The sequence below is a fragment of the Parathalassolituus penaei genome (assembly GCF_026626885.1).
Classification (GTDB): Bacteria; Pseudomonadota; Gammaproteobacteria; order Pseudomonadales; family Oceanobacteraceae; genus Oceanobacter; species Oceanobacter penaei.
The window spans coordinates 40,840-63,462 of record NZ_JAPNOA010000058.1 but is presented as its reverse complement, the minus strand read 5'-3'; the positions used below and the strand labels follow the sequence as shown (position 1 = coordinate 63,462).

Below are 22,623 nucleotides of genomic sequence, written 5' to 3'. Positions count from 1 at the left end.
TCCCCCGGCCGGGTCGACCGTTGCGGTGAATCCCGGCTCGCCCAGATGGGCAATTAACGGTGGCCAGCTGCGCTGGGTGAAATCAATGTAAATGGATGCGCTGTTGTAGTGTGGGCATTTATGCCCACAAGATCGGACTCGACTCCAGACTCCAGACTCCAGACTCCAGACTCCAGACTCCAGTCTATATCCCCCAACAACTCCCGAGCTTCGCGGTTACCTGCTACAATCCGCGGCCGATTTTTCCCCACTGCGGACTTCCCATGAGCGAACGCGACGATATTTACCAGACTCTGCCGGGCAATGTTTCCGATTTCCGCTTCGATGCCGCGGTGGCTCGGGTTTTTCCGGATATGATCAAACGCTCGGTGCCGGGTTATGCCGAAACCGTGGCGATGTCGGGCATTATTGCGGGCCGTTACGCTCGTGATAACACGCATCTGTACGACCTTGGCTGTTCACTAGGTGCGGTCACTCTGGCGATGCGTCACGGTGTGCGGGCGGCGGGTTGCAAGATCATTGGTATCGATAATTCCGAATCCATGGTCGAACGCGCCAGTCACCATATTGCGCTGGATGACAGCAGCCTTGCCGGTACGGCGGTGGATGTGGAGCTGGCCTGTGCCGATATCCTGTCCTATCCGCTGGCCAATGCTTCGGTAACGGCGTTGAACTACGTGCTGCAGTTCATCAGCCCGGAACAACGGCTGGCGCTGCTCAAACAGATTCACGATGCCACCATCCCTGGTGGTGTGCTGATCCTGTCGGAAAAACTCTGCTTCGGTGACGAGGAACAGCAGGTTCAGGATGCCCTGCATCTGGATTTCAAACGTGCTAACGGGTACTCCGAACTGGAAATCGCCCGCAAGCGTTCCGCCATTGAAAACGTGCTGATTCCGGAAACCGAACAGGCCCATATTGATCGTCTGTACCAGGCTGGCTTCCGTCAGGTAGTCCGCTGGTATCAGTGCTTTAACTTTGTTTCATTCCTGGCCATCAAATGACCGACAGTAATTCCCCACTGCCAGCGGTTGATCCCGCCGAAGCCGCTACTATCCTGCCGTGGTTCGACGACCTGCTGGCGTACATGAACCGCGATGAAAAACGCTTTGAACGCTGGGCCAATATCCTGCCAGAGCAGCTCCAGCATGTGCTGGTCAGCCGTGAGCACGGCGATCAGGAACGCTGGCTGCAGGCACTGACCAGTCTGCCGATTCCGGCCGGTGTTGAATGTGACCTGCGTGCCGATGATCTGGCGATTCATGCGCCGATCAGCGATGCTACCGCCGTTGAGGTGGAACAGGCGCTGCGTGGCCTGATGCCATGGCGCAAGGGCCCGTTCCGTATCTGTGGTACCCACATTGATACCGAATGGCGTTCCGACTGGAAATGGCACCGGGTGTTGCCTCATCTGTCACCGCTGAAAAACCGTCTGGTGCTGGATGTTGGTTGTGGCTCCGGTTACCACATGTGGCGCATGCTGGGTGAAGGTGCCCGCCGGGTGATTGGTGTTGATCCTTCGCGCCTGTTCCTGATGCAGTTTGAAGCGGTCAAACTGATGGTCGCCAAGGCCCAGGGCAAACGTCCGGATGCTCACCTGTTGCCACTCAAGATGGAAGATATTCCGGCCGACTTACGGGTGTTCGATACCGTGTTCAGTATGGGGGTGTTGTACCACCGTCGCTCGCCGATCGAACATCTGGAAGAACTGCGCGCGGCGTTACGTCCGGGTGGTGAACTGGTGCTGGAAACTCTGGTGGCCGATGGCCCGCTGGGGTACAGCCTGATGCCGGAAGATCGTTATGCCATGATGCGTAACGTCTGGTTTATTCCGTCGCCGGAAACCCTGCTGTTGTGGTGCCGCCGCGCGGGTCTGCGCAATGCCCGTCTGGTCGACCTCAACCAGACCTCGCTGGAAGAACAGCGCAGCACCGACTGGATGCGTTACAAGTCGTTGCCGGATTTCCTCGATCCCGACAACCGTAACCTCACCGCTGAAGGTTATCCGGCGCCACTGCGCGCCATTGTCATTGCCGAAGCCTGATGCGACTCAACTGGCGGGTGTTGTGCCCGCCGGTTGCTGAATCCTGTGTTGGCGGGTCTGAAAAAACTCTTCCAGTCGTTCACTCGCCTGCGCCCCGAACAACAAACGGGCAATTTCCGCCAAGCCCGGATCATTACACAGCTGCTCACACGGGATGGTCAGCGCAATCATGGTGCGCCGCCGCAGGAAGTCTTCCAGGGTTTCGATCATTTCATCCCTTGCTGCCAGCATTACCTCAGCCCGTAACAAATCGTCATTACGTAGCACCGGCAACCATAAATCCGGGTCTTGAACCCCCCAGTGCAGAATGTCCGCCGCCGCCGGACCATAACGCCGCCACAAGCGTTCACTCAAAGGCTCCAGAGCGTCCGGGCGGGTATGTTCGTTAAGGCCGGTTGCCCAAGCAGCCGCCATGAAGTCATCACGTTGTTCAGGCCCCGCCTCACCTAACCACCCCGCACGTTCGTCTCCCAGCGCCAACCCCTGTTGTTTCAGTGCCGCACAAACCTCCTCCCCCACGTTCAGGCAGTCGGTCAGTTTACCGCCGTAAATGCCTAACCAGCCGTCACCATTCACCAGCTGATGGCGACGCGATAAATGCTGCCAGTCTGTCATTGAGGCGTTTGTGCTGGAAATATCGGAATCAGCAGGCACCACCAACGGCCGCACACCACAGCGTTCACTGATTACATCGGCCGCTACCAGTGGACGTGTCAGCGCCAGCAGACGGTTGATGTTATCCAGCACAAACTGGCGCTCGTCAGCACTGACCACCGCCGTGGGTGAATCCACCTCCACATCGGTAGTGCCAATACAGGTACGCTTGCCCATGGGAATGGCAAAAAACAGGCGGCCATCACTGGCAAAAAAAGCCAGCACCCGCTCCACACTGGAAATACGCGGTACCAGCAGATGAATGCCACGGGAAAAGCGATGGACAAACCCGCTGTGCAAACCACTGCGGCGATTGAAGTCATCCAGCCAGGGACCAGCGGCGTTGATGATAAACCGCGAGCGTACCAGCGCTGTGGCACCGCTGCGCTGATCACACACATGAGTGACCCAGCCGGTTACCGGCGCAGTCAGACTGGTATCCGGCTCACTGCCCTGCGCTTCCACATAATTGATTGCCAGCGCCCCACTTTGCACAGCACTGCGCACAAAACCGAAGGTAAAACGGCTGTCGTTATCCACCAGCCAGGCATCGGAATACTCCACCGCCTGTTGCGGTTCAGCGCCCGAGCTGGCAAACAAGGGTTCACGTTCGGCACGCTGGCTGGCACTGAGCCATTCGGGTCGCCGGGTTTTGCCAAACCCCATCAGCCAATACAACCAGGCACCGCTGTAAAACATCCAGGCCGGTTTGCGAAAGCCTTTGGGTAAGGTCGCCAGAAAACGGATTTCCCGTACCGACGACGGAAAACACTGCAACAGGCGGTTACGGCTCTGACACAGGTCGGCGACCAGACGCCAATCGCCGGACTCCAGATATTTGATGCCGCCCCACACCAGACAGGAACTGTTGGAGCTGGTTTCGCCACCAAAATCACCACGATCGAGCAAGGCAACCCGAACGCCACGCGCTGCCAGCGCAGCAGCGGCAACCGCGCCGTTGATCCCGGCACCAATCACCACTACATCCCAGGTATTGTCCGCCAACTGTTGCAGGCGTTCCGTGCGACTCATGACGGTCTCTCCTACAGGGTCACGCGCTGTACTGCCCGCGCCCATTCACCCAATAACTGCTGACGCAGGCTGTTATCCATGGCGGGTACAAACTCGGCGGTGCAATGCCAGAGGGCATCAAACTGCTCGAAGTCGCCGTACAAACCGGCTTTGCGTCCGGCCAGATACGCAACCCCCAACGCCGTGGTTTCAAGAATAGCGGGACGTAATACTTCTGTATCCAGCACGTCGGCGAGGAACTGCAGCATCCAGTTGTTGGCGACCATACCACCATCCACTCGCAATGAGGTCGGCCGCAAACCTTCGGCTTCCATCGCCGCAAACAGATCACTGGTCTGGTAACAGACGGCCTCAAGGGCGGCGCGCGCCAGTTCGGCTTTGCCTGCGCCACGAGTCAGCCCCACAATGGCGGCACGGGCATCGGGTCGCCACCAGGGAACCCCAAGGCCGGTAAAAGCTGGCACCATATAAACGCCTTTATTGCTGCTCAAACGTCGCGCCAGCACCTCGGTTTCGGCGGCCGAACGAATAATCCCCAGCTCATCCCGCAACCATTGCACCGCCGCACCGGCGATAAAAATCGATCCTTCCAGGGCATAGGCGACCTGGCCATCCAGCTGCCAGGCGATGGTGGTTAACAGGCGTTGGGTCGAAAGAATAGGCTCGGAACCGGTATTCAGCAGCACAAAACAGCCGGTGCCATAGGTGGCTTTGACTTCACCTTTGGCAAAACAGCATTGGCCAATCGCCGCGGCCTGCTGATCACCGGCAACCCCACAAATCGGGATCTCCTGACGGCAGGTCAGGCTTGGCAAGGTAGTACCAAAATCAGCGGCACAATCACGTACTTCCGGCAGCATGGCTTTCGGAACGCGGAAAATCTGCAGCAGGTCGTCGTCCCACTCACCGCGATGGATGTTGTAGAGATTGGTACGGCTGGCATTGGTGGCATCGGTGGCGTGTACTGCACCACCGGTCAGTTTCCAGATCAACCAGGTATCGACCGTTCCAAACAGTAACTCGCCCCGTTCGGCGCGCGCCCTTGCTCCTTCGATATTGTCGAGAATCCAGGCGATTTTGGTGGCGGAAAAATACGGGTCGATCAGTAAGCCCGAGCGCGACTGGATTTCGTGTTCCGGTACCTGCTGACGCAGACGTTCACATTCGGAAGCGGTACGGCGATCTTGCCAGACAATGGCGTTATACACCGGCTTGCCGGTTTCGCGATCCCACACCAGTGTGGTTTCGCGCTGATTGGTAATCCCCATGGCAACGACCCGGGTGTGACGGGCGCTGGGGCCTTGCAATACCCGCTCAATGGAACGCAAGGTGGTTCGCCAGAGATCTTCGGGATCGTGTTCAACCCAGCCATCTCGCGGGTAATACTGGTTAAATTCCTGATGCGCCGAGGTAATTTCCCGGGCTTGATGGTCGAACAGAATGGCGCGGGTACTGGTGGTACCCTGATCAATTGCCAATACGGCACTGTGGATATCCATAGATTCCTCCCCTGCCCGACTGCAGTTCAACTGTATACAGTCTAGCGCTGCTGCCAATAGCCTGAAGGATTTTGAATCACAGGTTACCGAAAAATTCAGTGCCGTTCGGCGTTTTGACCACGCAACTGCATACGCTGGCGTGCCTGGCGCTTTATGTACCAGCGCTGCGTGCCGGTCCACAGCATCCACACTGGCAACAACCCGCACAGCAACACCAGCCAGCGCCCGACCAGTCCGAAGGCTTCACCACTGTGCAACGGGTGTAACCAGCGCTGTACGGTAGCTCCGGCGTTGTCCTCAAAAGGATCGTGACGCATCAGTACCTTGCCACTGTACTGGTCGATGACCAGTCGGGTTTGCGGAAAACGTCGGCCCGGTTCACCGTCCTGATACAGACGCACCTGATACACACCGAGCATATCGGCCGGGGTTTCCAGCCAACGCAACTCCGCCTGCGGAAACTGCTGATGAGCAATCCTGATGGCATCGGCGGCCGTCACAGGCGTTGCGCTCATGGCCGGTTGTGAGCCATACAGCACTGAGTGATACATCACATACGGCGGTAACGGCGACACCCGGTTCGCCAACGAGTTGTACCAGCCCGGCGCATCCAGCAAGACTCCCGTAATAACCAGCAACAGCCACAGCGGCAGGCTGTAAAACCCTACCAGCACATGACGCTGCCAACTGGATACCGCCGGGTGTGCCGCTTGCCGCCATTGCAGGGCTTTACGCCATGACGACCCACGCCACCAGGCTTTGGGCCACCACAACCACAGCCCCACCAGCGTGAGCAGCAGCGTTACCAGCCCGCCCCAGGCCACCAGATTACTGCCGGTAGCCCCCAGCAACAGCTGGTAATGGAGGTTGTAAATCCAGGTCATCAGGGTCTGGCCCCAGAATCCCTGCCGTAATACGTCGCCGCTGCAGGGCTGAATCCACACCAGTAACGGTGCAAAACCAGCACCACGGGTCTCGACCGGATTCATAAAACGGGCGTTATAGGGCAAGCCCGGTTCCATGGGCATTTCCAGCCGCCAGCTGCCAATACGCTCCGGCAACTGCTGTTGCAAACCTTCCAGAATCCGCTCAGGCGGCAGGACTTCACATCCCGTAACGCTGGCGATACGCGAGTCGAGCAGTCGATCCAGGGTTGGATAAAACACCAGAATCGAACCACTCAGCCCCACCACCAGCAAGGGCAGCCCGAGGGCAAACCCTAACCAGCGGTGTAACCATAACCAGAACGCACGAACATAACGGCCAGACATAAACACTCATCAGAACTGCAGGTTAACCGCTGCCGTCACACTGCGGCGCTCTCCCGCTGCATGCAGGGTTGGTACATCGGCTGAGCCGTAGTACCAGACATATTCATAATAACGATCACCCAGGTTCTGCACCGCCAGATTCAGGGTCAAATCCGGGCGTGGCTGGTAATCAACATGGGTATCAAACAGCCAGTATCCACCAAAACGGCCGCTGCTGTTGGTGCGTTCCAGATAATAATTGCTCTGGCCACGGCTGCTGACGCCCACTACCCACTGATCCGCTGGCTGGTAATCCACACCGGCCGACGCCACAAAATGCGGAACGTGGTCAATTTCCTGACCGTCGCTGGCCGGACTGGAGGCATCCGCTTCAAGAATACGGGAGCGCTGTTGTGACCAGGCCATCCAGCTGGTCAGTTGTTCAGTCAGTTCAGCGTTCAGTTGCAGGTCGATACCCTGACGAAGGGTTTTTCCGATGTTTTCAGCATCGTTGTCGGCATCGCCCAGTTTGCTGCGCGCTTCGTTGTCGGCAGTTTGTTGCCACAGCGCCAGACGACCGCTGACACGCTTATGGTCGCCAAACTTCACCCCTGTTTCCCAACCGGTGTTGATAGAGGGTTTCAGATCATCCTGCTGGTTGATCTTGAAGGTTGCCGCTCCCATGCCCACCTGAAAGGTTTTACCCCAGTTGGCATACAGGCTGGTGCTGTCGACCAGCTGATAAATCAGGCTGAACTTGGGCTGGCGAATCAGGCCGTACTGGTTGATATCGGCACGAGTATCGTTCAGACGATTTTCAAAGCCACCATCCAGGCGGTCAACCCGATACGCAGGCACCAGCGTCAGGTCTTCACTTGGCATGATACGCCCCTGCACCCACATACCCTGATTGTTGAGCCAGTAACGCTGCTCGCGGGTATGGGTGATGTGCTCACGGGATACGGTGGCGTAACGGTTATTGAGGTTGTCCTGATGTTCAGCGCTGACACCACCCTCAACCGCCAGGTCATACAGGCTGTTCACCTGTGGTCGCCAGGTCAGGGTCGACAGAATCCCGCTGTGTTGTTCCTGAGCGCGACGTTCCTGCTGGCTGCTGTAGAAGGTAACCCAACGTTGGTCGTCGATGCGATTGACCCAGGTGCGTACTGCCAGCTCCAGCTCATCGTTGAGGCTGCTTTCCAGATGCACACTGGCCATGGTCATCGGCCGAACACCACCATCACTGGCGTTACGCGGCATTGACTGCCATGGGTCGTCTGCCACTTCGGCGGCGGTCAGATAACCCGGCTCGTCAGCTTCGGCGTTGGCGTGGCGCACGATGACACCCAGTCGGTAATTCTGCTCGTCCGGGGTGTAATACCACTTGCCGGACATGCTGTATTTTTCCTTGTGGGCATGCTCGCGTGAGCCATCACTGGCCTGCCAGCCCACAAAGGCGTTGGTGGCGTGGTTGCCATCATCACCGGCAGCGGCGACTTGCAGGCTGCGGTTGCCGAAGCTGCCAGCGCTGACGCGGGCTTCGTTGTAATCGCCGCCCTGACGGGTGTAGGCGCTGACGTTACCGGCGATATTGTAGAGGCCAAAGCGGGCGTCGTTGGTGCCGCGAACTTCTTCCAGATGGTCGATTTCCAGCGGCATCAGCGTATCGAGGTAACGCATGTTGCCGTCGTTGGTGTTAGCCGGAATATCGTCGATCAACAGTTTGACGGCGTTGATTTCGCCTTCACCGTTAAAAGCGCGGAACGACAGCTTGCCGGACTCGTTGCCCTGACCAAAACTGGTGAGCTGGACACCCGGCAGGTTACGAAACAGCTGCCAGCTGTCCTGGGGAATGTCCTGTTGTACCCGTTCGCCTTCCAGACGATCCACCGAGCTGAGCACGGTGGCGGACGTCAGGGCACCACCGGCAGGCGCTGTCACCACAATCTCGCCCACTTCGCCGACGCTCAGGCTGGTATTGGCGTAAGCGCTGTTCTGTACGCTCTCGGTAGCAGACGAAGCGGCGGCATAACTGCTGGTTGCTCCCAGCGCAGCAACACAGGTGGTCACAGATGCAGTCGCCACACGGACGGCCAACGGTGAGATTCGGAACAGCTTCACGGCAACTAACTCCCTGATAATGTTATTTGCCGCGCATTCTAGTGAGTTAAGGAATTTCCACAGCTGGACAGATTGTCGCAGCCCGGAAACAAAAACGCCCCGGCGGTGTCCCGCCAGGGCGCTTTTGTTAACAACAGTGATCAGGCGATCACAGGTGTTTTACTGCACCGATTTCGTACTCAACAGTGCCATTCGGAACCTTGATGTTCACCACGTCCCCTTCTTCCTTGCCAATAACGGCGCGGGCGATCGGAGAGTTTACGGAGATACGGTTTTCCTTGATGTTGGCTTCATCGTCACCAACGATACGGTAAACCACTTCTTCGTCATTAGCGGTGTTGATCAGCTCGACGGTAGAACCGAACAGAACCTTGCCAGTGTGCGGGATCGTTTTGATATCGATCACCTGCGCATTGGACAGCTTGCCTTCGATGTCCTGGATACGACCTTCGATAAAGCCCTGCTGTTCACGCGCGGCATGGTATTCGGCGTTTTCCTTCAGGTCTCCATGTTCACGGGCTTCGGCGATTGCTTCAATCACCTTTGGACGGTCTACCGTCTTCAGGCGTTGCAGCTCATCACGCAGAGCCTTTTCCCCTTCCACAGTCATGGGAAACTTTTGCATCTGCAAATACTCCTGATTGATCAGTGTTGGCTGGCAACCGCAGCGTGCAGTTCCTGCAGGCGGTGCACTTCTTTCAGGCCTTCAGATTTCAGTGCTTCAACAACGGCTTCTGCACCCGCCATGGTGGTGGTGTAGTAAACCTTGTGTTGCAGCGCGCTGCGACGGATGTCAGCAGAGTCAGAAATTGCCTGAGCGCCATCAGTGGTGTTCACGATCAGATCGATACCATCGTTCTTGATCAGATCAACAATGTGTGGACGACCCTGGTTAACCTTGTTGATGCGCTCGGAAGCCACACCGGCTTCTTCCAGCACACGGCGAGTACCATCGGTACATACCAGGCTGAAACCGCAATCAACCAGGCCTTTGGCCACGTTCACCAGACCTTTCTTGTCGGCTTCACGCACCGACAGGAAAGCAACACCACCTTCTGGCAGCTTGGCACCGGCACCCAGCTGGGCTTTGTAGAAAGCTTCGCCGAAGGTTTTGCCTGCGCCCATTACTTCACCGGTGGACTTCATTTCAGGGCCGAGGATCGGGTCAACGCCCTGGAACTTGTTGAACGGGAATACCGCTTCCTTCACAGAGAAGTACGGCGGAATAATCTCGCTGGTGAAGCCCAGTTCAGACAGTTTCTTGCCGGTCATGACCTTGGCAGCAATAGCAGCCAGGGAAGTACCAATACACTTGGATACAAACGGCACAGTACGGGATGCACGAGGGTTAACCTCGATCACGTAGATTTCGCCGTCCTGCCAGGCCAGCTGAGTGTTCATCAGACCGATTACGCCCAGTTCCATTGCCATGGCAGCAACCTGTTCACGCATCTTGTCCTGCACGTCTTTTGGCAGGCTGTATGGTGGCAGGGAGCAAGCGGAGTCACCGGAGTGAATACCAGCCTGTTCAATGTGCTGCATGATACCGCCGATCACAACCTGTTCACCGTCACATACGGCGTCAATGTCGATCTCGATAGCGCGATCCAGGAAGTAGTCCAGCAGAACCGGAGAGTCGTTGGATACTTTTACCGCTTCGGTCATGTAACGACGCAGGGAAGCTTCGTTGTTCACGATTTCCATGGCACGGCCACCCAGTACGTAGGATGGACGAACCACCAGCGGGTAACCGATTTCAGCAGCTTTCAGTACGGCTTCTTCCGGGGAAGTAACCGTCGCGTTTACCGGCTGCTTCAGACCCAGACGCTGGATCATCTGCTGGAAACGCTCACGGTCTTCGGCACGGTCAATCGCTTCCGGAGAAGTACCAATGATAGGTACACCGTTGGCTTCCAGTTCGTCAGCCAGTTTCAGTGGAGTCTGACCACCGTACTGAACGATAACGCCCTTCGGTTTCTCTTTTTCAACGATTTCCAGCACGTCTTCCAGAGTCACAGGCTCGAAGTACAGACGGTCGGAGGTGTCGTAGTCGGTAGAAACGGTTTCCGGGTTACAGTTGACCATAATGGCCTCGTAACCTTCTTCCTTGGCAGCCAGAGCGGCGTGTACACAGCAGTAGTCGAATTCGATCCCCTGACCGATACGGTTCGGGCCACCACCCAGTACGATGATCTTTTCACGATCAGACGGGTTGGCTTCGCACTCTTCCTCGTAGGTGGAGTACATGTAAGCTGTGTCGGTGGCGAATTCGGCAGCACAGGTGTCAACGCGCTTGTAAACCGGACGGACGCCCAGTTTCTGACGGTGCTTGCGGAAAGTCTTTTCGGTAATACCCAGCAGGGTTGCCAGACGGGCGTCAGAGAAGCCTTTACGCTTCAGACGGAATACCGCGTCGTAATCCAGCGCATTCAGGCTGCTGGCTGCGACCTTGGCTTCTTCCTTGATCAGATCTTCGATCTGCACCAGGAACCATGGGTCGATGGCAGAGTGTTCGTACACTTCAGCCACAGTCAGACCCAGACGGAAGGCATCACCCACGTACCAGACACGCTCGGCACCTGGAGTACGCAGTTCAGAGATCACCTTGTCACGGGAAGCCGGGTCGTTGGCATCCACTTTAGGGTCGAAACCGGTTGCCCCCACTTCCAGACCACGCAGGGCTTTCTGGAAAGATTCCTGCTGGGTACGGCCAATCGCCATCACTTCACCAACAGACTTCATCTGAGTGGTCAGACGGCCGTCGGCTTGCGGGAATTTTTCGAAGGTGAAACGTGGAATCTTGGTCACTACGTAGTCGATAGACGGCTCGAAAGACGCCGGAGTACGACCACCAGTGATGTCGTTGCTCAGTTCATCCAGGGTGTAACCCACGGCCAGCTTGGCTGCTACCTTGGCAATCGGGAAACCGGTTGCTTTGGATGCCAGAGCAGAAGAACGGGATACACGCGGGTTCATCTCGATCACGACCATACGGCCGGTTTTCGGACAAATACCGAACTGTACGTTGGAACCGCCAGTTTCTACACCGATCTCGCGCAGTACCGCCAGGGAGGCGTCACGCATGATCTGGTATTCCTTGTCGGTCAGGGTCTGTGCCGGAGCCACGGTGATGGAGTCACCGGTGTGCACACCCATGGCGTCGAAGTTTTCGATGGAGCAGATGATGATGCAGTTGTCGTTCTTGTCGCGAACAACTTCCATCTCATACTCTTTCCAGCCGATCAGGGATTCGTCGATCAGCAGTTCGTTGGTTGGCGACAGGTCCAGACCACGAGCACAGATTTCTTCGAACTCTTCACGGTTGTAAGCGATACCGCCACCGGTACCACCCATGGTGAAAGATGGACGGATGATGCACGGGAAACCGAGAGTCTTCTGAACTTCGCGGGCTTCTTCCATGCTGTGCGCGATACCGGCACGTGGACACTCCAGGCCGATTTTCTTCATGGCCTTGTCGAAACGGCTGCGGTCTTCGGCCTTGTCGATGGTGTCGGCGTTGGCACCGATCATCTCCACACCGAACTTGGCCAGTACACCGGCCTGTTCCAGACCCAGTGCGCAGTTCAGGGCAGTCTGACCACCCATGGTTGGCAGCAGGGCGTCTGGACGCTCTTTCTCGATGATCTTGGCAACAGCATCAATGGTGATTGGCTCGATGTAAGTCGCATCAGCCATTGACGGGTCGGTCATGATGGTGGCCGGGTTGGAGTTCACCAGGATGACCCGGTAACCCTCTTCACGCAGGGCCTTGCACGCCTGGGCGCCGGAGTAGTCGAATTCACAGGCCTGGCCAATGACGATTGGGCCAGCGCCAATGATCAGAATACTTTGAATGTCTGTACGTTTTGGCATTACTCGGTCAGTCCTGTGTTAGGCGTTTGCCTTGGCGGCGGTCATCAGATCAATAAAGCGGTCGAACAGCGGAGCCACGTCACGTGGGCCTGGGCTGGCTTCAGGGTGACCCTGGAAGCTGAACGCAGGTTTGTCGGTACGAGCGATACCCTGCAGGGTGCCGTCGAACAGGGACTTGTGGGTCGCTTTCAGGTTGGCTGGCAGAGTGGCTTCATCTACCGCAAAACCGTGGTTCTGACTGGTGATCATTACCTTGCCGGTTTCCAGATCCTGAACCGGGTGGTTGGCACCGTGGTGACCATGGCCCATCTTCACAGTCTCGGCTCCGGACGCCAGCGCCAGCAGCTGGTGACCCAGACAGATACCAAAGACCGGAGTACCGGTTTCCACAATCTCGCGAATCGCCGCGATAGCATAGTCACATGGCGCCGGATCACCAGGGCCGTTGGACAGGAACACACCATCCGGATTCATGGCCAGCACTTCAGACGCAGGAGTCTGGGCTGGAACCACAACCAGCTCGCAGTCACGCTCGGCCAGCAGACGCAGGATGTTGTATTTGACACCGAAATCGTAGGCAACCACCTTGAAACGGTTTTCGCGACGTTCACCGTAACCTTTACCCAGTTTCCAGTCAGCCTGGGTCCACTGGTAGGCTTCGGTGCAGCTGACCACCTTGGCCAGGTCCATACCTTTCAGACCAGGGAAGGCGCGGGCTTCTGCCAGGGCTTTCTGCTGGTTTTCTTCAGACCAGGCATCAGCACCTGCCAGGATGCAACCGTTCAGGGAGCCTTTTTCACGCAGAACGCGGGTCAGGCGACGGGTATCGATATCAGCAATACCCAGAACGTTGTTGCTACGCAGGTAGGTATCCAGAGACTGTTCACTGCGGAAGCTGGAAGCCAGCAGTGGCAGGTCACGGATTACCAGCCCTTTGGCGGCAATTGAGGCAGACTCCACATCTTCGGAGTTGATGCCGTAGTTTCCTACGTGTGGGTAGGTAAGAGTGACGATCTGGTTGGTATAGGACGGATCTGTCAGGATTTCCTGATAACCCGTCATCGAGGTGTTGAATACCACCTCACCGACAGACACACCCTCGGCACCAATGCTGGTGCCCTTGAACAGGCTGCCGTCTTCAAGAGCTAGAATGGCTGGCGTAGACAAAACTGTATCCCCGAACAAAGATAAACAGGCAAGCGGGTACTGGCCGGTACCGCATCTCTAAACAGTGCGTAAAAAAACGGGATGGCGGCGCAAGCTCCCCATCCCGCTCTTTTCGGAATATTCCGGCAGGTTCTCGGTTTTTTCCGGCAACTGCCGTAGATTAGTTGACCGCGAATTATACGGAATACTGCCAAACCTGTCCAACACAGGCTTGGATTGACAGGTTGATGGATCTTTACCTGTGTTCATGCGGTTACCAACGGTTACAAAGCAACATTCCCCCACCCCCTTGTTTACAAAAAGTTACATACATTTTAAAACCGTAATTCCCTTCCAACTCATGGTGATTGTTTTCATAGTAACGACATACCAGTTGCAACATAAGCAACCTGTTTCTGTCAGAAACAGGGGAATCCTGAATCAGGATCCCTGGACGACACGCTGAAGTATCTGAGAGGGATTGACATGCCTGTTGCTGTAGATGGTCGCCGCCGCCTGGCACCTGAAGAACGCAAACGCCTACTGCTTGATTACGCCATTGAAGCTTTTTCCCGTCGCGGCATCGGCCGTGGTGGTCATACCGATATCGCTGAAGCTGGCGGTGTATCCGTGGCTACCGTGTTCAACTACTTCAAAACCCGCGAAGTGCTGGTAACCGAAGTTCTGGACGAAATTGCTGCTTTTATGGAACAGATGGCCGAACAGGCATTTCGCCATGAAGATACTCCTGTCAATGCGATTGGCACATTCTTCAACAATATGCTGTACGCCTGCCAGAGCCATCCAGATCATATGCGTGTCTGGCTGGAGTGGAGCTCATCTCCACGAGAGGAAGTATGGCCACGTTACCTGAGCTTGCAACAGACCCTGCTGGAGATGCTGTCACAACAGGTTGAACTGGCCATTGCCGATGGCCTGGCTCGCCTTGAAGGCCTGCCACCACGCGAACGCGCAATGTGGATGCTGGGCAACAGCCAGATGCTGGTGACCATGATGCTGGATCCAATGGGTCGACCAGATAACATGGAAGACATGCTGAACCGCTGGCTCAATCACATGCTATTAACTATTAATGACTGATATCACTCCGGAGCTAACCGCACAGCTCCGGAGTGATTTGTCGCTGATCGGAAACCCGAGCCTGCGCGCGCCCAGCCCTGACAGATACAGTATCGCCCGACCAGCTCTGACGACGGTTAATCACCTGGCCCAAAAGCGGATGAACGCCAGAAACAACAAAGCCGGGAATTTCCCGGCTTTGTTGTTTCAAACCATCAGAACAGAGCAGGATCAGAAACCCAGCACATCCTGCATATCGTACAGACCGGCTGGCTGGTCCATCACCCACTGGGCTGCACGTACCGCACCACGAGCAAACGTCATACGGCTTTGGGCCTTGTGAGTCACTTCCACACGTTCACCTTCGGTCGCAAACATCACGGTGTGATCCCCGACGACGTCGCCACCACGGATGGTTTCAAAACCGATCTGCTTCTGTGGACGAGCACCGGTGTAACCTTCACGGCCATACACAGCCACTTCTTTCAGGTCCCAACCAAGGGTTTCAGCAACTACTTCACCCATACGCAGGGCAGTACCGGACGGTGCATCCACCTTGTGACGGTGGTGCATTTCAACGATTTCGATATCGCTGTCTTCACCCATCACACGAGCCGCCATACGCAGCAGGTTCAGACACAGGTTTACACCCACAGAGTAGTTAGGTGCGAACACAATGCCCATTTCACCAGCAGCAACTTTCATCTGTGCTTTTTGATCATCAGACAGACCGGTAGTACCAATCACGATGCACTTGCCGTGCTGACGGCAAAACTCGATGTTGGCCATGGTCACTTCCGGCATGGTGAAGTCGATCAGCACGTCGAACTGGTCAGCCACTTCTTCCAGAGAAGCAACGGCTTTCATACCCAGTGGCTGCAGGCCAGCAATAGCACCGGCATCAATGCCCAGCATCGGATCATCGGAACGGACAATGGCTGCGCCCAGAGTGGCGCCTTCAGCGGCTTCTACCGCCTGGATCAGCACGCGGCCCATGCGGCCAGCAGCACCGGTAATGGCAATTCGGGTCATCTTCGTATTCCACAATAAACATGGCCCGGACAAACCGGGCCATGGGAGTCAGTCTGATTAGTCGGTCTATAATCCCGGCAGATCAGATTTCTTCAAAGAACTTTTTCACGCCTTCAAACCAGCTCTTCTTCTGCGGTGAGTGTTTTTCACCACTGAGGGAAGCCTGGAACTGCATGAGCAGATCTTTCTGGTGATCCGTCAGGTTCACTGGAGTTTCTACCTGCACGCGGCACAGCAGATCGCCAGCAGCGCCACCACGAACCGGAGCAACGCCCTTGCCACGCAGACGGAACAGTTTGCCGCTCTGGGTTTCCGCCGGAATCTTCAGTTTGACCCGACCATCCAGAGTTGGCACTTCCAGCTCACCGCCCAATGCCGCATCCACGATGCTGATTGGCACGTCGCAGTACAGGTTACGACCGTCACGGTGGAACAGCGAATGCTCACGCACACTCACCTGTACGTACAGATCACCGGCCGGACCGCCCATGGCACCCGCCTCACCTTCACCGGCCAGACGAATACGATCACCGGTATCCACCCCCGCCGGAATTTTGACTGACAGGGTCTTGGTTTCTTCCTTCACACCACGGCCATGACAGCTGGTGCAAGGATCTTCAATAATCGTGCCCTGACCGCGACAGCTTGGGCAGGTCTGCTGCACCGAGAAGAACCCCTGTTGCATGCGGATCTGGCCCTGGCCATGACAGGTGCCACAGGTCTTGGGTTTGGTGCCAGGCTTGGCACCGGTCCCATTACAGGTTTCACAGTTGGTCAGGGTTGGAATGCGGATTTTCTTCTCAACACCACGAACCGCCTCTTCCAGAGTCAGTTCGAGGGTGTAACGCAGGTCGGAACCCCGCTGAGGACCACCACGGCCGCCACGACCACCGCCACCAAAGATGTCACCAAATACATCACCGAAAATATCGCTGAAGTTAGCGCCACCACCGTAACCGCCGCCACCCGCGCCAGAATCAACACCGGCGTGTCCGTACTGGTCGTAGGCTGCGCGTTTCTGCTCGTCACCAAGGACTTCATAAGCCTCAGTGGCTTCCTTGAACTTGGCCTCGGCTTCTTTGTCATCCGGATTACGGTCCGGGTGATACTTCATTGCCAGCTTGCGATAGGCTTTTTTGAGCTCCTTGGCGTCGATATCTTTGGCGACCCCCAGAACCTCGTAATAGTCTCGTTTGGACATAATGTTGTCTTGCCTCAGATGGGGGCTGACATTTCAGCCACTGGAGACGCAAGACGGGAGACAGCCCACCAGAGGTGAACTGACTCCCGTCTCCCATCCGTCGTATTACTTGTCTTTAACTTCTTCGAACTCAGCGTCTACGACATCATCATCCTGCTTGCCGTTACTGCCAGCATTGCCACCGGCGTTGCCACCCGCCTGCTGGCCTTCAGCCTGTTCAGCGTACAGTTTCTGAGCCAGCTTACCAGAGGCTTCAGTCAGCGCATTGGTCTTGGCTTCAATCTCGTCTTTGTCATCAGACTTGATAACCGCTTCCAGATCAGCAATGGCTTTTTCGATTGCTGTTTTTTCGTCAGCAGTGGCCTTGTCGCCAGCTTCCTGCAGGGTCTTCTTCACAGCGTGAATCATGCCGTCAGCAGTGTTGCGCGCCTGGATCAGCTCTTCAAATTTTTTGTCGGCTTCAGCGTTGGCTTCAGCATCACGAACCATTTGTTCAATCTCGTCATCGCTCAGACCGGAAGAGGCCTTGATCACGATGGACTGCTGCTTGCCAGTCGCCTTGTCTTTCGCGCTCACGTTCAGAATACCATTGGCGTCGATGTCAAAGGTTACTTCGATCTGTGGCATGCCACGTGGCGCTGGCGGAATGTCGGCCAGGTCGAAGCGACCCAGAGACTTGTTCTGTGCAGCTTGCTTACGCTCACCCTGAACCACGTGAATGGTCACGGCAGTCTGGTTGTCATCAGCAGTCGAGAACACCTGGGACTTCTTGGTCGGAATGGTGGTGTTCTTGTCGATTACCGGAGTCGCCACGCCACCCATGGTTTCGATACCCAGAGTCAGCGGAGTAACGTCCAGCAGCAGAACGTCTTTTACGTCACCAGACAGAACCGCACCCTGGATCGCAGCACCCACGGCTACCGCTTCGTCCGGGTTCACGTCTTTACGTGGTTCCTTGCCGAAGAATTCAGCCACTTGCTTCTGAACCATTGGCATACGGGTCTGACCGCCTACCAGGATCACTTCGTCGATCTCAGACACAGACAGACCGGAGTCTTTCAGTGCAATCTTGCATGGCTCCAGGGAACGCATCACCAGCTCTTCTACCAGGCTTTCCAGCTTGGCGCGGGTCAGTTTTACGTTCAGGTGTTTTGGACCAGTCGCATCAGCCGTGATGTACGGCAGGTTCACGTCAGTCTGGTTGCTGGAAGACAGCTCAACCTTGGCTTTTTCAGCGGCTTCTTTCAGACGCTGCAGAGCCAGTGGATCGTTGTGCAGGTCGATGCCGGATTCTTTCTTGAATTCGCCAGCCAGGTATTCGATAACGCGCAGGTCGAAGTCTTCACCACCCAGGAAGGTGTCACCGTTGGTAGCCAGAACTTCGAATTGTTTCTCGCCGTCAACGTCAGCCACTTCGATGATGGAAATATCGAAAGTACCACCACCCAGGTCGTATACCGCGATGGTGCGGTCGCCGCCTTCTTTATCGATGCCGTAAGCCAGAGCCGCAGCAGTCGGTTCGTTGATGATACGTTTTACTTCCAGACCCGCGATACGGCCGGCGTCTTTGGTCGCCTGACGCTGGGAGTCGTTGAAGTAGGCCGGTACGGTGATAACGGCTTCAGTTACTTTCTCGCCCAGGAAATCCTCGGCGGTTTTCTTCATTTTCTTCAGAACTTCAGCAGAGATTTGTGGTGGCGCGTATTTGTCGCCTTTCACTTCTACCCACGCATCGCCGTTGTCGGCCTGGATAATCTTGTACGGCACCATGCTGATGTCTTTCTGAACCACGTCATCCTTGAAACGACGACCGATCAGACGCTTTACAGCAAACAGGGTGTTTTTCGGGTTGGTAACGGCCTGACGCTTGGCAGACTGACCAACCAGTACTTCGTCATCAGTGTAAGCAATGATGGAAGGAGTGGTACGGTCGCCTTCAGAGTTCTCGATCACACGAGTCTTGTCGCCATCCAGGATCGCCACACATGAGTTGGTGGTGCCCAGGTCAATACCAATAATCTTGCCCATATTCGGTTTCTCCAGATCACGACCCGCTTGGGGGCGCGTTATCAAATTCGTTGATTCAGAAAAGATGTTTTTCTTGATGACTGCTATATGTGTCCGCCCAACGCGGTTTCAAGAGGCAGTCATCAGCAATTTTTTGCAGGGTTATCAGGCCTGCTCGTTGATGCTTGGACCACCCTTGGATACCACCACCATTGCTGGACGCAGCAGACGGCCAGCCAGGGTATAACCCTTCTGCATGACGGCCATTACGCTGTTCGGTGCCAGCTCAGCGTTTTCAATCATGGTGATTGCCTGATGCAGTTCCGGATTGAATGGCTGACCAACCGGGTCCACCACTTCTACCTTGAACTTGGCCAGCGCCGACATAAAACCATTCAGGGTCATCTCGATGCCTTCACGAATGGCAACGGTGGATTCGTCCTGTGGAGCAGCCGCCAGGCCACGTTCCAGGTTGTCGACCACAATCAGCATTTCGTTGGCAAATTTCTCAACGGCAAACTTGTGGGCTTTTTCCACATCTGCTTCAGCACGACGACGCACGTTTTGCATCTCTGCCTGAGTGCGCAGCATCTGATCTTTCAGGTCCGCAATTTCCTGACGAGCTGCAGCCAGCTCATCCCCAGTAGCGGCATCCGGTTCAACCGCTGCTTCTGCAGCGTCTGCGGCAGCTTCGGCTGCTGCGTTTTCCAGAGTTTCGTCTTGAACCTTTTGCTCATCTGCCATGGATTTTTCCTCTGTCGGTAAATGCACTGACACCTATATGGGGCTGTCTCAACACGATTCAAGGGGGAATTTTTCACGAGCACCCGATTTCGTTCCTTGACAGGCTCTGATACTGTATATAAAAACACTGGTTATACATTCAGATACCGGAGCCGCGTCATGCTCGTCCATCTGTCCATTCGCCAATTCGCCCTTGTAGAACATCTCGAACTCGAATTCCGCCGGGGGATGGCGGTCATTACCGGTGAAACCGGTGCCGGTAAATCCATTCTGCTCGATGCTCTAGGCCTTACCCTCGGTGATCGGGTTGACGCCGGCATGGTCCGCCGTGGTGCCGACAAGGCTGAGGTCTGTGCCAGCTTCGCCAGCAACGTGCAGGCACGGCGCTGGCTCGATGCTCACGACATTCCCGATGAAGACGACCTGATCCTGCTACGCCGGGTGGTATCTGCCGAGGGCCGTTCCCGTGGTTATATCAACGGCCGCGCAGCATCTGCCAACGACCTGCGGGAACTGTCACAGTGTCTGATTGAAGTTCACTCCCAGCATGCTCACCAGCGCCTGCTGCAAAAAGACACTCCACGGCAGATCATTGACGCCTATGGCAACCTGCGCAAACAGGCCGATACCGTCGCGGAATACTGGACCAGCTGGAACCATCTCGCGCGCAAATTACGCAGCCTGCAGGAAACCAGCGCCGAACTGCTGGCCCAACGCCAGCTGCTCGGTTATCAGGTCGAGGAGCTACGTCAGCTGGCCATTGGCGCGACCGAACTCGACGATCTCGAAACCGAACACAAACGCCTCGCCAATGCCGAATCCATGCTGCTCAGTGGCCAGCAGGCACTGGCTGCCAGCGCCGGTGATGAAGGCCGTGATGCCGGTGCCGTGCGGATGGTCTGGAAAGCCATCCAGCAACTCGACAAGATCGACGACCAGCACCCACGCCTCGACGAAGCCCGCGACCTCATGCAACAGGCCCATATCCTGCTGGAAGAAGCCGGTTCGTCGCTGCGCGGTTACCTCGAACAGGTGGACATCAACCCGCATCGCCTGCAGCAGGTAGAAGAGCGGCTGGGGGAAATCTTCAGCATGGCGCGCAAACACCAGATCCAGCCGCAACGCCTGTTCGATCATTGGCAAGAACAGGAAGCAGCACTGGCGGCCATGAGTCTGTCCGACGAAGACCTGGATGCCATGCGCCAGCAAGAAGTCGAACTGCATGACCGCTTTATGGAAGCCGCGACGGCACTCAGCGCCGCCCGCAGCGAAGCCGCAGCCCGCCTTGACCGTGATGTGTGCGGCCACTTTGAATCCATGGCACTGGGCAAGGCACGTTTTTTCACAGAGCTGCAAACCCTCGACAGTCAGCAAGCCAGCCGTCATGGCATTGATCAGATCCAGTTTATGGTGCAAACCAACCCCGGCATGCCCGCAGGACCACTGGCCAAAGTCGCCTCCGGTGGTGAACTGTCACGTATCAGTCTGGCGGTGCAGGTGGTTACCGCAGCAACCAGTGAAGTGACCTGTCTGATTTTCGACGAGGTCGATGTGGGTATTGGTGGTGGTACGGCCGAACGGGTCGGACGCCTGATGCGCTCATTAGGCGAACGTGGACAGGTCATGTGTGTAACCCATCAGCCCCAGGTCGCCGCCCAGGCCCATCAGCATTTTATGGTCAGCAAGATCAGCGGTGACGAGCAGACCCACACTCGCATTTGTGAGTTGAATGAACGTCAGCGCACCGAAGAAATCGCTCGTATGCTCGGTGGTGTTGATATCACTCACAACACCCTGGTACACGCCCGTGAAATGCTGGCACTGGTGAAACAGGGCTAACTCCCCTTTCGCATTTCAGACATCCATAAAANAAAAAAAAAAACACGACCGGGGTATACCCCGGTCGTTTTTTTATTCTGCAGAAAACTGCTGGCGCTGACCGCCACAAACGCTCGAGCGTTCTTATTTTTTCTTGCGAACGTACAGCACCAGGCTGTGCTCAACCAGATCAAAACCACGATCCGCCGCAATCTGGTGCTGCAGCTTCTCGATTTCTTCACTGGTAAATTCAATCACAGTGCCATCTTCCACATCGACCATATGGTCGTGATGATCACCGCGGTCGAGCTCAAACACTGAATGACCACCATCAAAATTGTGGCGAGTCACCAGTCCGGCGCTTTCAAACTGGGTAAGCACCCGATAAACGGTGGCGAGACCAACATCCTCACCCGCGTCAATCAGGGACTTGTACACATCTTCCGCGCTCAGGTGCGCATCCGGATTACTTTCCAGAATGCTCAGAATCTTGATACGCGGCAGAGTGACTTTTAACCCCGCTTTGCGCAACTCCATATTTTGATCGGACATTGCAACCTCGAATATTTCACAGCAACTTGGTTCATCGGGTATCATCGACCGCCCACGGCAGAGCAACAACATCTGCCTGAAATCGATCTGAGCGGACACTTCCGAATGACGCGAGCGACAATTCTGACCATTTTACTCGGTATTGCAACCCTTGGCGGCTGCGTTTTCCCGGGTGTACACAAACTGAACGTACAGCAGGGCAATATCGTGACTGCTGACATGCTCGAGCAACTGAAGCCAGGTATGACCCAGCGCCAGGTCGAGTTTGTCATGGGCACACCGGTACTGCGTAATCCGTTTGAAACCCAGCGCTGGGACTACATCTATACACTCGAGCAGCGCGACGTTGTCACCAAGGAATATCGAATTCAGGTGTTTTTTGACGCTAACGGACGTTATACCCATTACACAGGCACTCTGCCGGAACCTGAATTCCACGAAGACGTGGACCCAGGTCTGGAAACCCCGGACGACAAAGGCCCGGTTAATACTATCCAGCCAACTCCAGCCGGTTAAAAAGACAGGCTGCAAAGCCTGTCTACCATTGTATTATGCCCAGCCATTCGGCCG

At 56.0% G+C, this 22,623-nt stretch carries 17 protein-coding genes; 5 read left to right on the top strand and 12 right to left on the bottom strand.

Translation table 11 applies throughout. From position 1 onward, the window contains the following. Positions 1–263: 263 nt before the first annotated feature. Both cmoA and cmoB read left to right on the top strand, forming a co-directional pair. Entirely contained in the window at positions 264–1,004 is a 741-nt protein-coding gene (gene cmoA, locus OUO13_RS17070; protein ID WP_283175109.1) for a carboxy-S-adenosyl-L-methionine synthase CmoA, read from the top strand. Further along, entirely contained in the window at positions 1,001–2,044 is a 1,044-nt protein-coding gene (cmoB, locus tag OUO13_RS17065; protein ID WP_283175108.1) for a tRNA 5-methoxyuridine(34)/uridine 5-oxyacetic acid(34) synthase CmoB, read from the top strand. The genes cmoA and cmoB overlap by 4 nt, the downstream gene beginning before the upstream one ends. Positions 2,045–2,050: 6 nt before the next feature. Here cmoB and OUO13_RS17060 read toward each other — a convergent pair whose 3' ends face one another. From OUO13_RS17060 to carA, 7 genes are all read right to left on the bottom strand, one after another. Continuing rightward, positions 2,051–3,730 carry a glycerol-3-phosphate dehydrogenase/oxidase gene (locus OUO13_RS17060; RefSeq protein WP_283175107.1) on the bottom strand — a complete coding sequence of 560 codons (1,680 nt, stop codon included), beginning with the start codon at positions 3,728–3,730 and terminating at the stop codon, positions 2,051–2,053. An 11-nt stretch (positions 3,731–3,741) separates the two neighbouring features. Continuing rightward, the gene (gene glpK, locus OUO13_RS17055) at positions 3,742–5,229 is read right to left on the bottom strand and encodes a glycerol kinase GlpK (RefSeq protein WP_283175106.1); all 1,488 of its coding nucleotides are present in this window, start codon (positions 5,227–5,229) and stop codon (positions 3,742–3,744) included. A 95-nt stretch (positions 5,230–5,324) separates the two neighbouring features. Further along, complete coding sequence (locus OUO13_RS17050; protein ID WP_283175105.1) at positions 5,325–6,500, bottom strand: PepSY-associated TM helix domain-containing protein; 1,176 nt, start codon at positions 6,498–6,500, stop codon at positions 5,325–5,327. A gap of 9 nt (positions 6,501–6,509) precedes the next feature. Beyond that, complete coding sequence (locus OUO13_RS17045; RefSeq protein WP_283175104.1) at positions 6,510–8,600, bottom strand: TonB-dependent receptor; 2,091 nt, start codon at positions 8,598–8,600, stop codon at positions 6,510–6,512. A gap of 148 nt (positions 8,601–8,748) precedes the next feature. Further along, positions 8,749–9,225, bottom strand: coding sequence for a transcription elongation factor GreA (gene greA / locus OUO13_RS17040; protein WP_283175103.1), 477 nt, complete (start codon positions 9,223–9,225; stop codon positions 8,749–8,751). Between the two features lie 20 nt (positions 9,226–9,245). Next, positions 9,246–12,473: a carbamoyl-phosphate synthase large subunit gene (gene carB / locus OUO13_RS17035; RefSeq protein ID WP_283175102.1), complete on the bottom strand. Its 3,228-nt coding sequence runs from the start codon at positions 12,471–12,473 to the stop codon at positions 9,246–9,248. 18 nt (positions 12,474–12,491) lie between these two features. Further along, a complete protein-coding gene (gene carA, locus OUO13_RS17030; RefSeq protein ID WP_283175101.1) occupies positions 12,492–13,640 on the bottom strand; it encodes a glutamine-hydrolyzing carbamoyl-phosphate synthase small subunit in 1,149 nt (382 codons plus the stop codon). 465 nt (positions 13,641–14,105) lie between these two features. On the opposite strand from carA, the gene OUO13_RS17025 reads away from it, so the two are divergent. Continuing rightward, a complete protein-coding gene (locus OUO13_RS17025; RefSeq protein WP_283175100.1) occupies positions 14,106–14,720 on the top strand; it encodes a TetR/AcrR family transcriptional regulator in 615 nt (204 codons plus the stop codon). 210 nt (positions 14,721–14,930) lie between these two features. Here the strand turns inward: OUO13_RS17025 and dapB are convergent, their stop codons facing one another. The 4 genes from dapB to grpE form a co-directional block, all read right to left on the bottom strand. Beyond that, positions 14,931–15,731 carry a 4-hydroxy-tetrahydrodipicolinate reductase gene (dapB, locus tag OUO13_RS17020; RefSeq protein ID WP_283175099.1) on the bottom strand — a complete coding sequence of 267 codons (801 nt, stop codon included), beginning with the start codon at positions 15,729–15,731 and terminating at the stop codon, positions 14,931–14,933. An 82-nt stretch (positions 15,732–15,813) separates the two neighbouring features. Beyond that, positions 15,814–16,932: a molecular chaperone DnaJ gene (gene dnaJ / locus OUO13_RS17015; RefSeq protein ID WP_283175098.1), complete on the bottom strand. Its 1,119-nt coding sequence runs from the start codon at positions 16,930–16,932 to the stop codon at positions 15,814–15,816. A 105-nt stretch (positions 16,933–17,037) separates the two neighbouring features. Next, the gene (gene dnaK / locus OUO13_RS17010; protein WP_283175097.1) at positions 17,038–18,960 is read right to left on the bottom strand and encodes a molecular chaperone DnaK; all 1,923 of its coding nucleotides are present in this window, start codon (positions 18,958–18,960) and stop codon (positions 17,038–17,040) included. A gap of 144 nt (positions 18,961–19,104) precedes the next feature. Further along, a complete protein-coding gene (gene grpE / locus OUO13_RS17005) occupies positions 19,105–19,683 on the bottom strand; it encodes a nucleotide exchange factor GrpE (protein ID WP_283175096.1) in 579 nt (192 codons plus the stop codon). Between the two features lie 159 nt (positions 19,684–19,842). Between grpE and recN the strand changes: the two genes are divergently transcribed. After that, positions 19,843–21,522: a DNA repair protein RecN gene (gene recN / locus OUO13_RS17000; protein ID WP_283175095.1), complete on the top strand. Its 1,680-nt coding sequence runs from the start codon at positions 19,843–19,845 to the stop codon at positions 21,520–21,522. A gap of 123 nt (positions 21,523–21,645) precedes the next feature. On the opposite strand, the gene fur is transcribed toward recN, so the two are convergent. Next, positions 21,646–22,053, bottom strand: a complete 408-nt coding sequence (gene fur, locus OUO13_RS16995; protein WP_283175094.1) for a ferric iron uptake transcriptional regulator — start codon at positions 22,051–22,053, stop codon at positions 21,646–21,648. A gap of 105 nt (positions 22,054–22,158) precedes the next feature. Here fur and OUO13_RS16990 point away from each other — a divergent pair, with 105 nt between their 5' ends. Continuing rightward, on the top strand, positions 22,159–22,569 hold the full coding sequence (locus OUO13_RS16990) for an outer membrane protein assembly factor BamE (RefSeq protein ID WP_283175093.1): 411 nt from the start codon (positions 22,159–22,161) through the stop codon (positions 22,567–22,569). Positions 22,570–22,623 lie beyond the last annotated feature (54 nt).

Excerpts from the sequence above, each read along its gene's own strand:
- cmoA (WP_283175109.1), top strand. The coding sequence starts at position 264 with ATGAGCGAACGCGACGATATTTACCAGACTCTGCCGGGCAATGTTTCC.
- cmoB (WP_283175108.1), top strand. The coding sequence starts at position 1,001 with ATGACCGACAGTAATTCCCCACTGCCAGCGGTTGATCCCGCCGAAGCC.
- OUO13_RS17060 (WP_283175107.1), bottom strand. The coding sequence starts at position 3,730 with ATGAGTCGCACGGAACGCCTGCAACAGTTGGCGGACAATACCTGGGAT.
- glpK (WP_283175106.1), bottom strand. The coding sequence starts at position 5,229 with ATGGATATCCACAGTGCCGTATTGGCAATTGATCAGGGTACCACCAGT.
- OUO13_RS17050 (WP_283175105.1), bottom strand. The coding sequence starts at position 6,500 with ATGTCTGGCCGTTATGTTCGTGCGTTCTGGTTATGGTTACACCGCTGG.
- greA (WP_283175103.1), bottom strand. The coding sequence starts at position 9,225 with ATGCAAAAGTTTCCCATGACTGTGGAAGGGGAAAAGGCTCTGCGTGAT.
- carB (WP_283175102.1), bottom strand. The coding sequence starts at position 12,473 with ATGCCAAAACGTACAGACATTCAAAGTATTCTGATCATTGGCGCTGGC.
- OUO13_RS17025 (WP_283175100.1), top strand. The coding sequence starts at position 14,106 with ATGCCTGTTGCTGTAGATGGTCGCCGCCGCCTGGCACCTGAAGAACGC.
- dapB (WP_283175099.1), bottom strand. The coding sequence starts at position 15,731 with ATGACCCGAATTGCCATTACCGGTGCTGCTGGCCGCATGGGCCGCGTG.
- dnaJ (WP_283175098.1), bottom strand. The coding sequence starts at position 16,932 with ATGTCCAAACGAGACTATTACGAGGTTCTGGGGGTCGCCAAAGATATC.
- dnaK (WP_283175097.1), bottom strand. The coding sequence starts at position 18,960 with ATGGGCAAGATTATTGGTATTGACCTGGGCACCACCAACTCATGTGTG.
- grpE (WP_283175096.1), bottom strand. The coding sequence starts at position 19,683 with ATGGCAGATGAGCAAAAGGTTCAAGACGAAACTCTGGAAAACGCAGCA.
- recN (WP_283175095.1), top strand. The coding sequence starts at position 19,843 with ATGCTCGTCCATCTGTCCATTCGCCAATTCGCCCTTGTAGAACATCTC.
- fur (WP_283175094.1), bottom strand. The coding sequence starts at position 22,053 with ATGTCCGATCAAAATATGGAGTTGCGCAAAGCGGGGTTAAAAGTCACT.
- OUO13_RS16990 (WP_283175093.1), top strand. The coding sequence starts at position 22,159 with ATGACGCGAGCGACAATTCTGACCATTTTACTCGGTATTGCAACCCTT.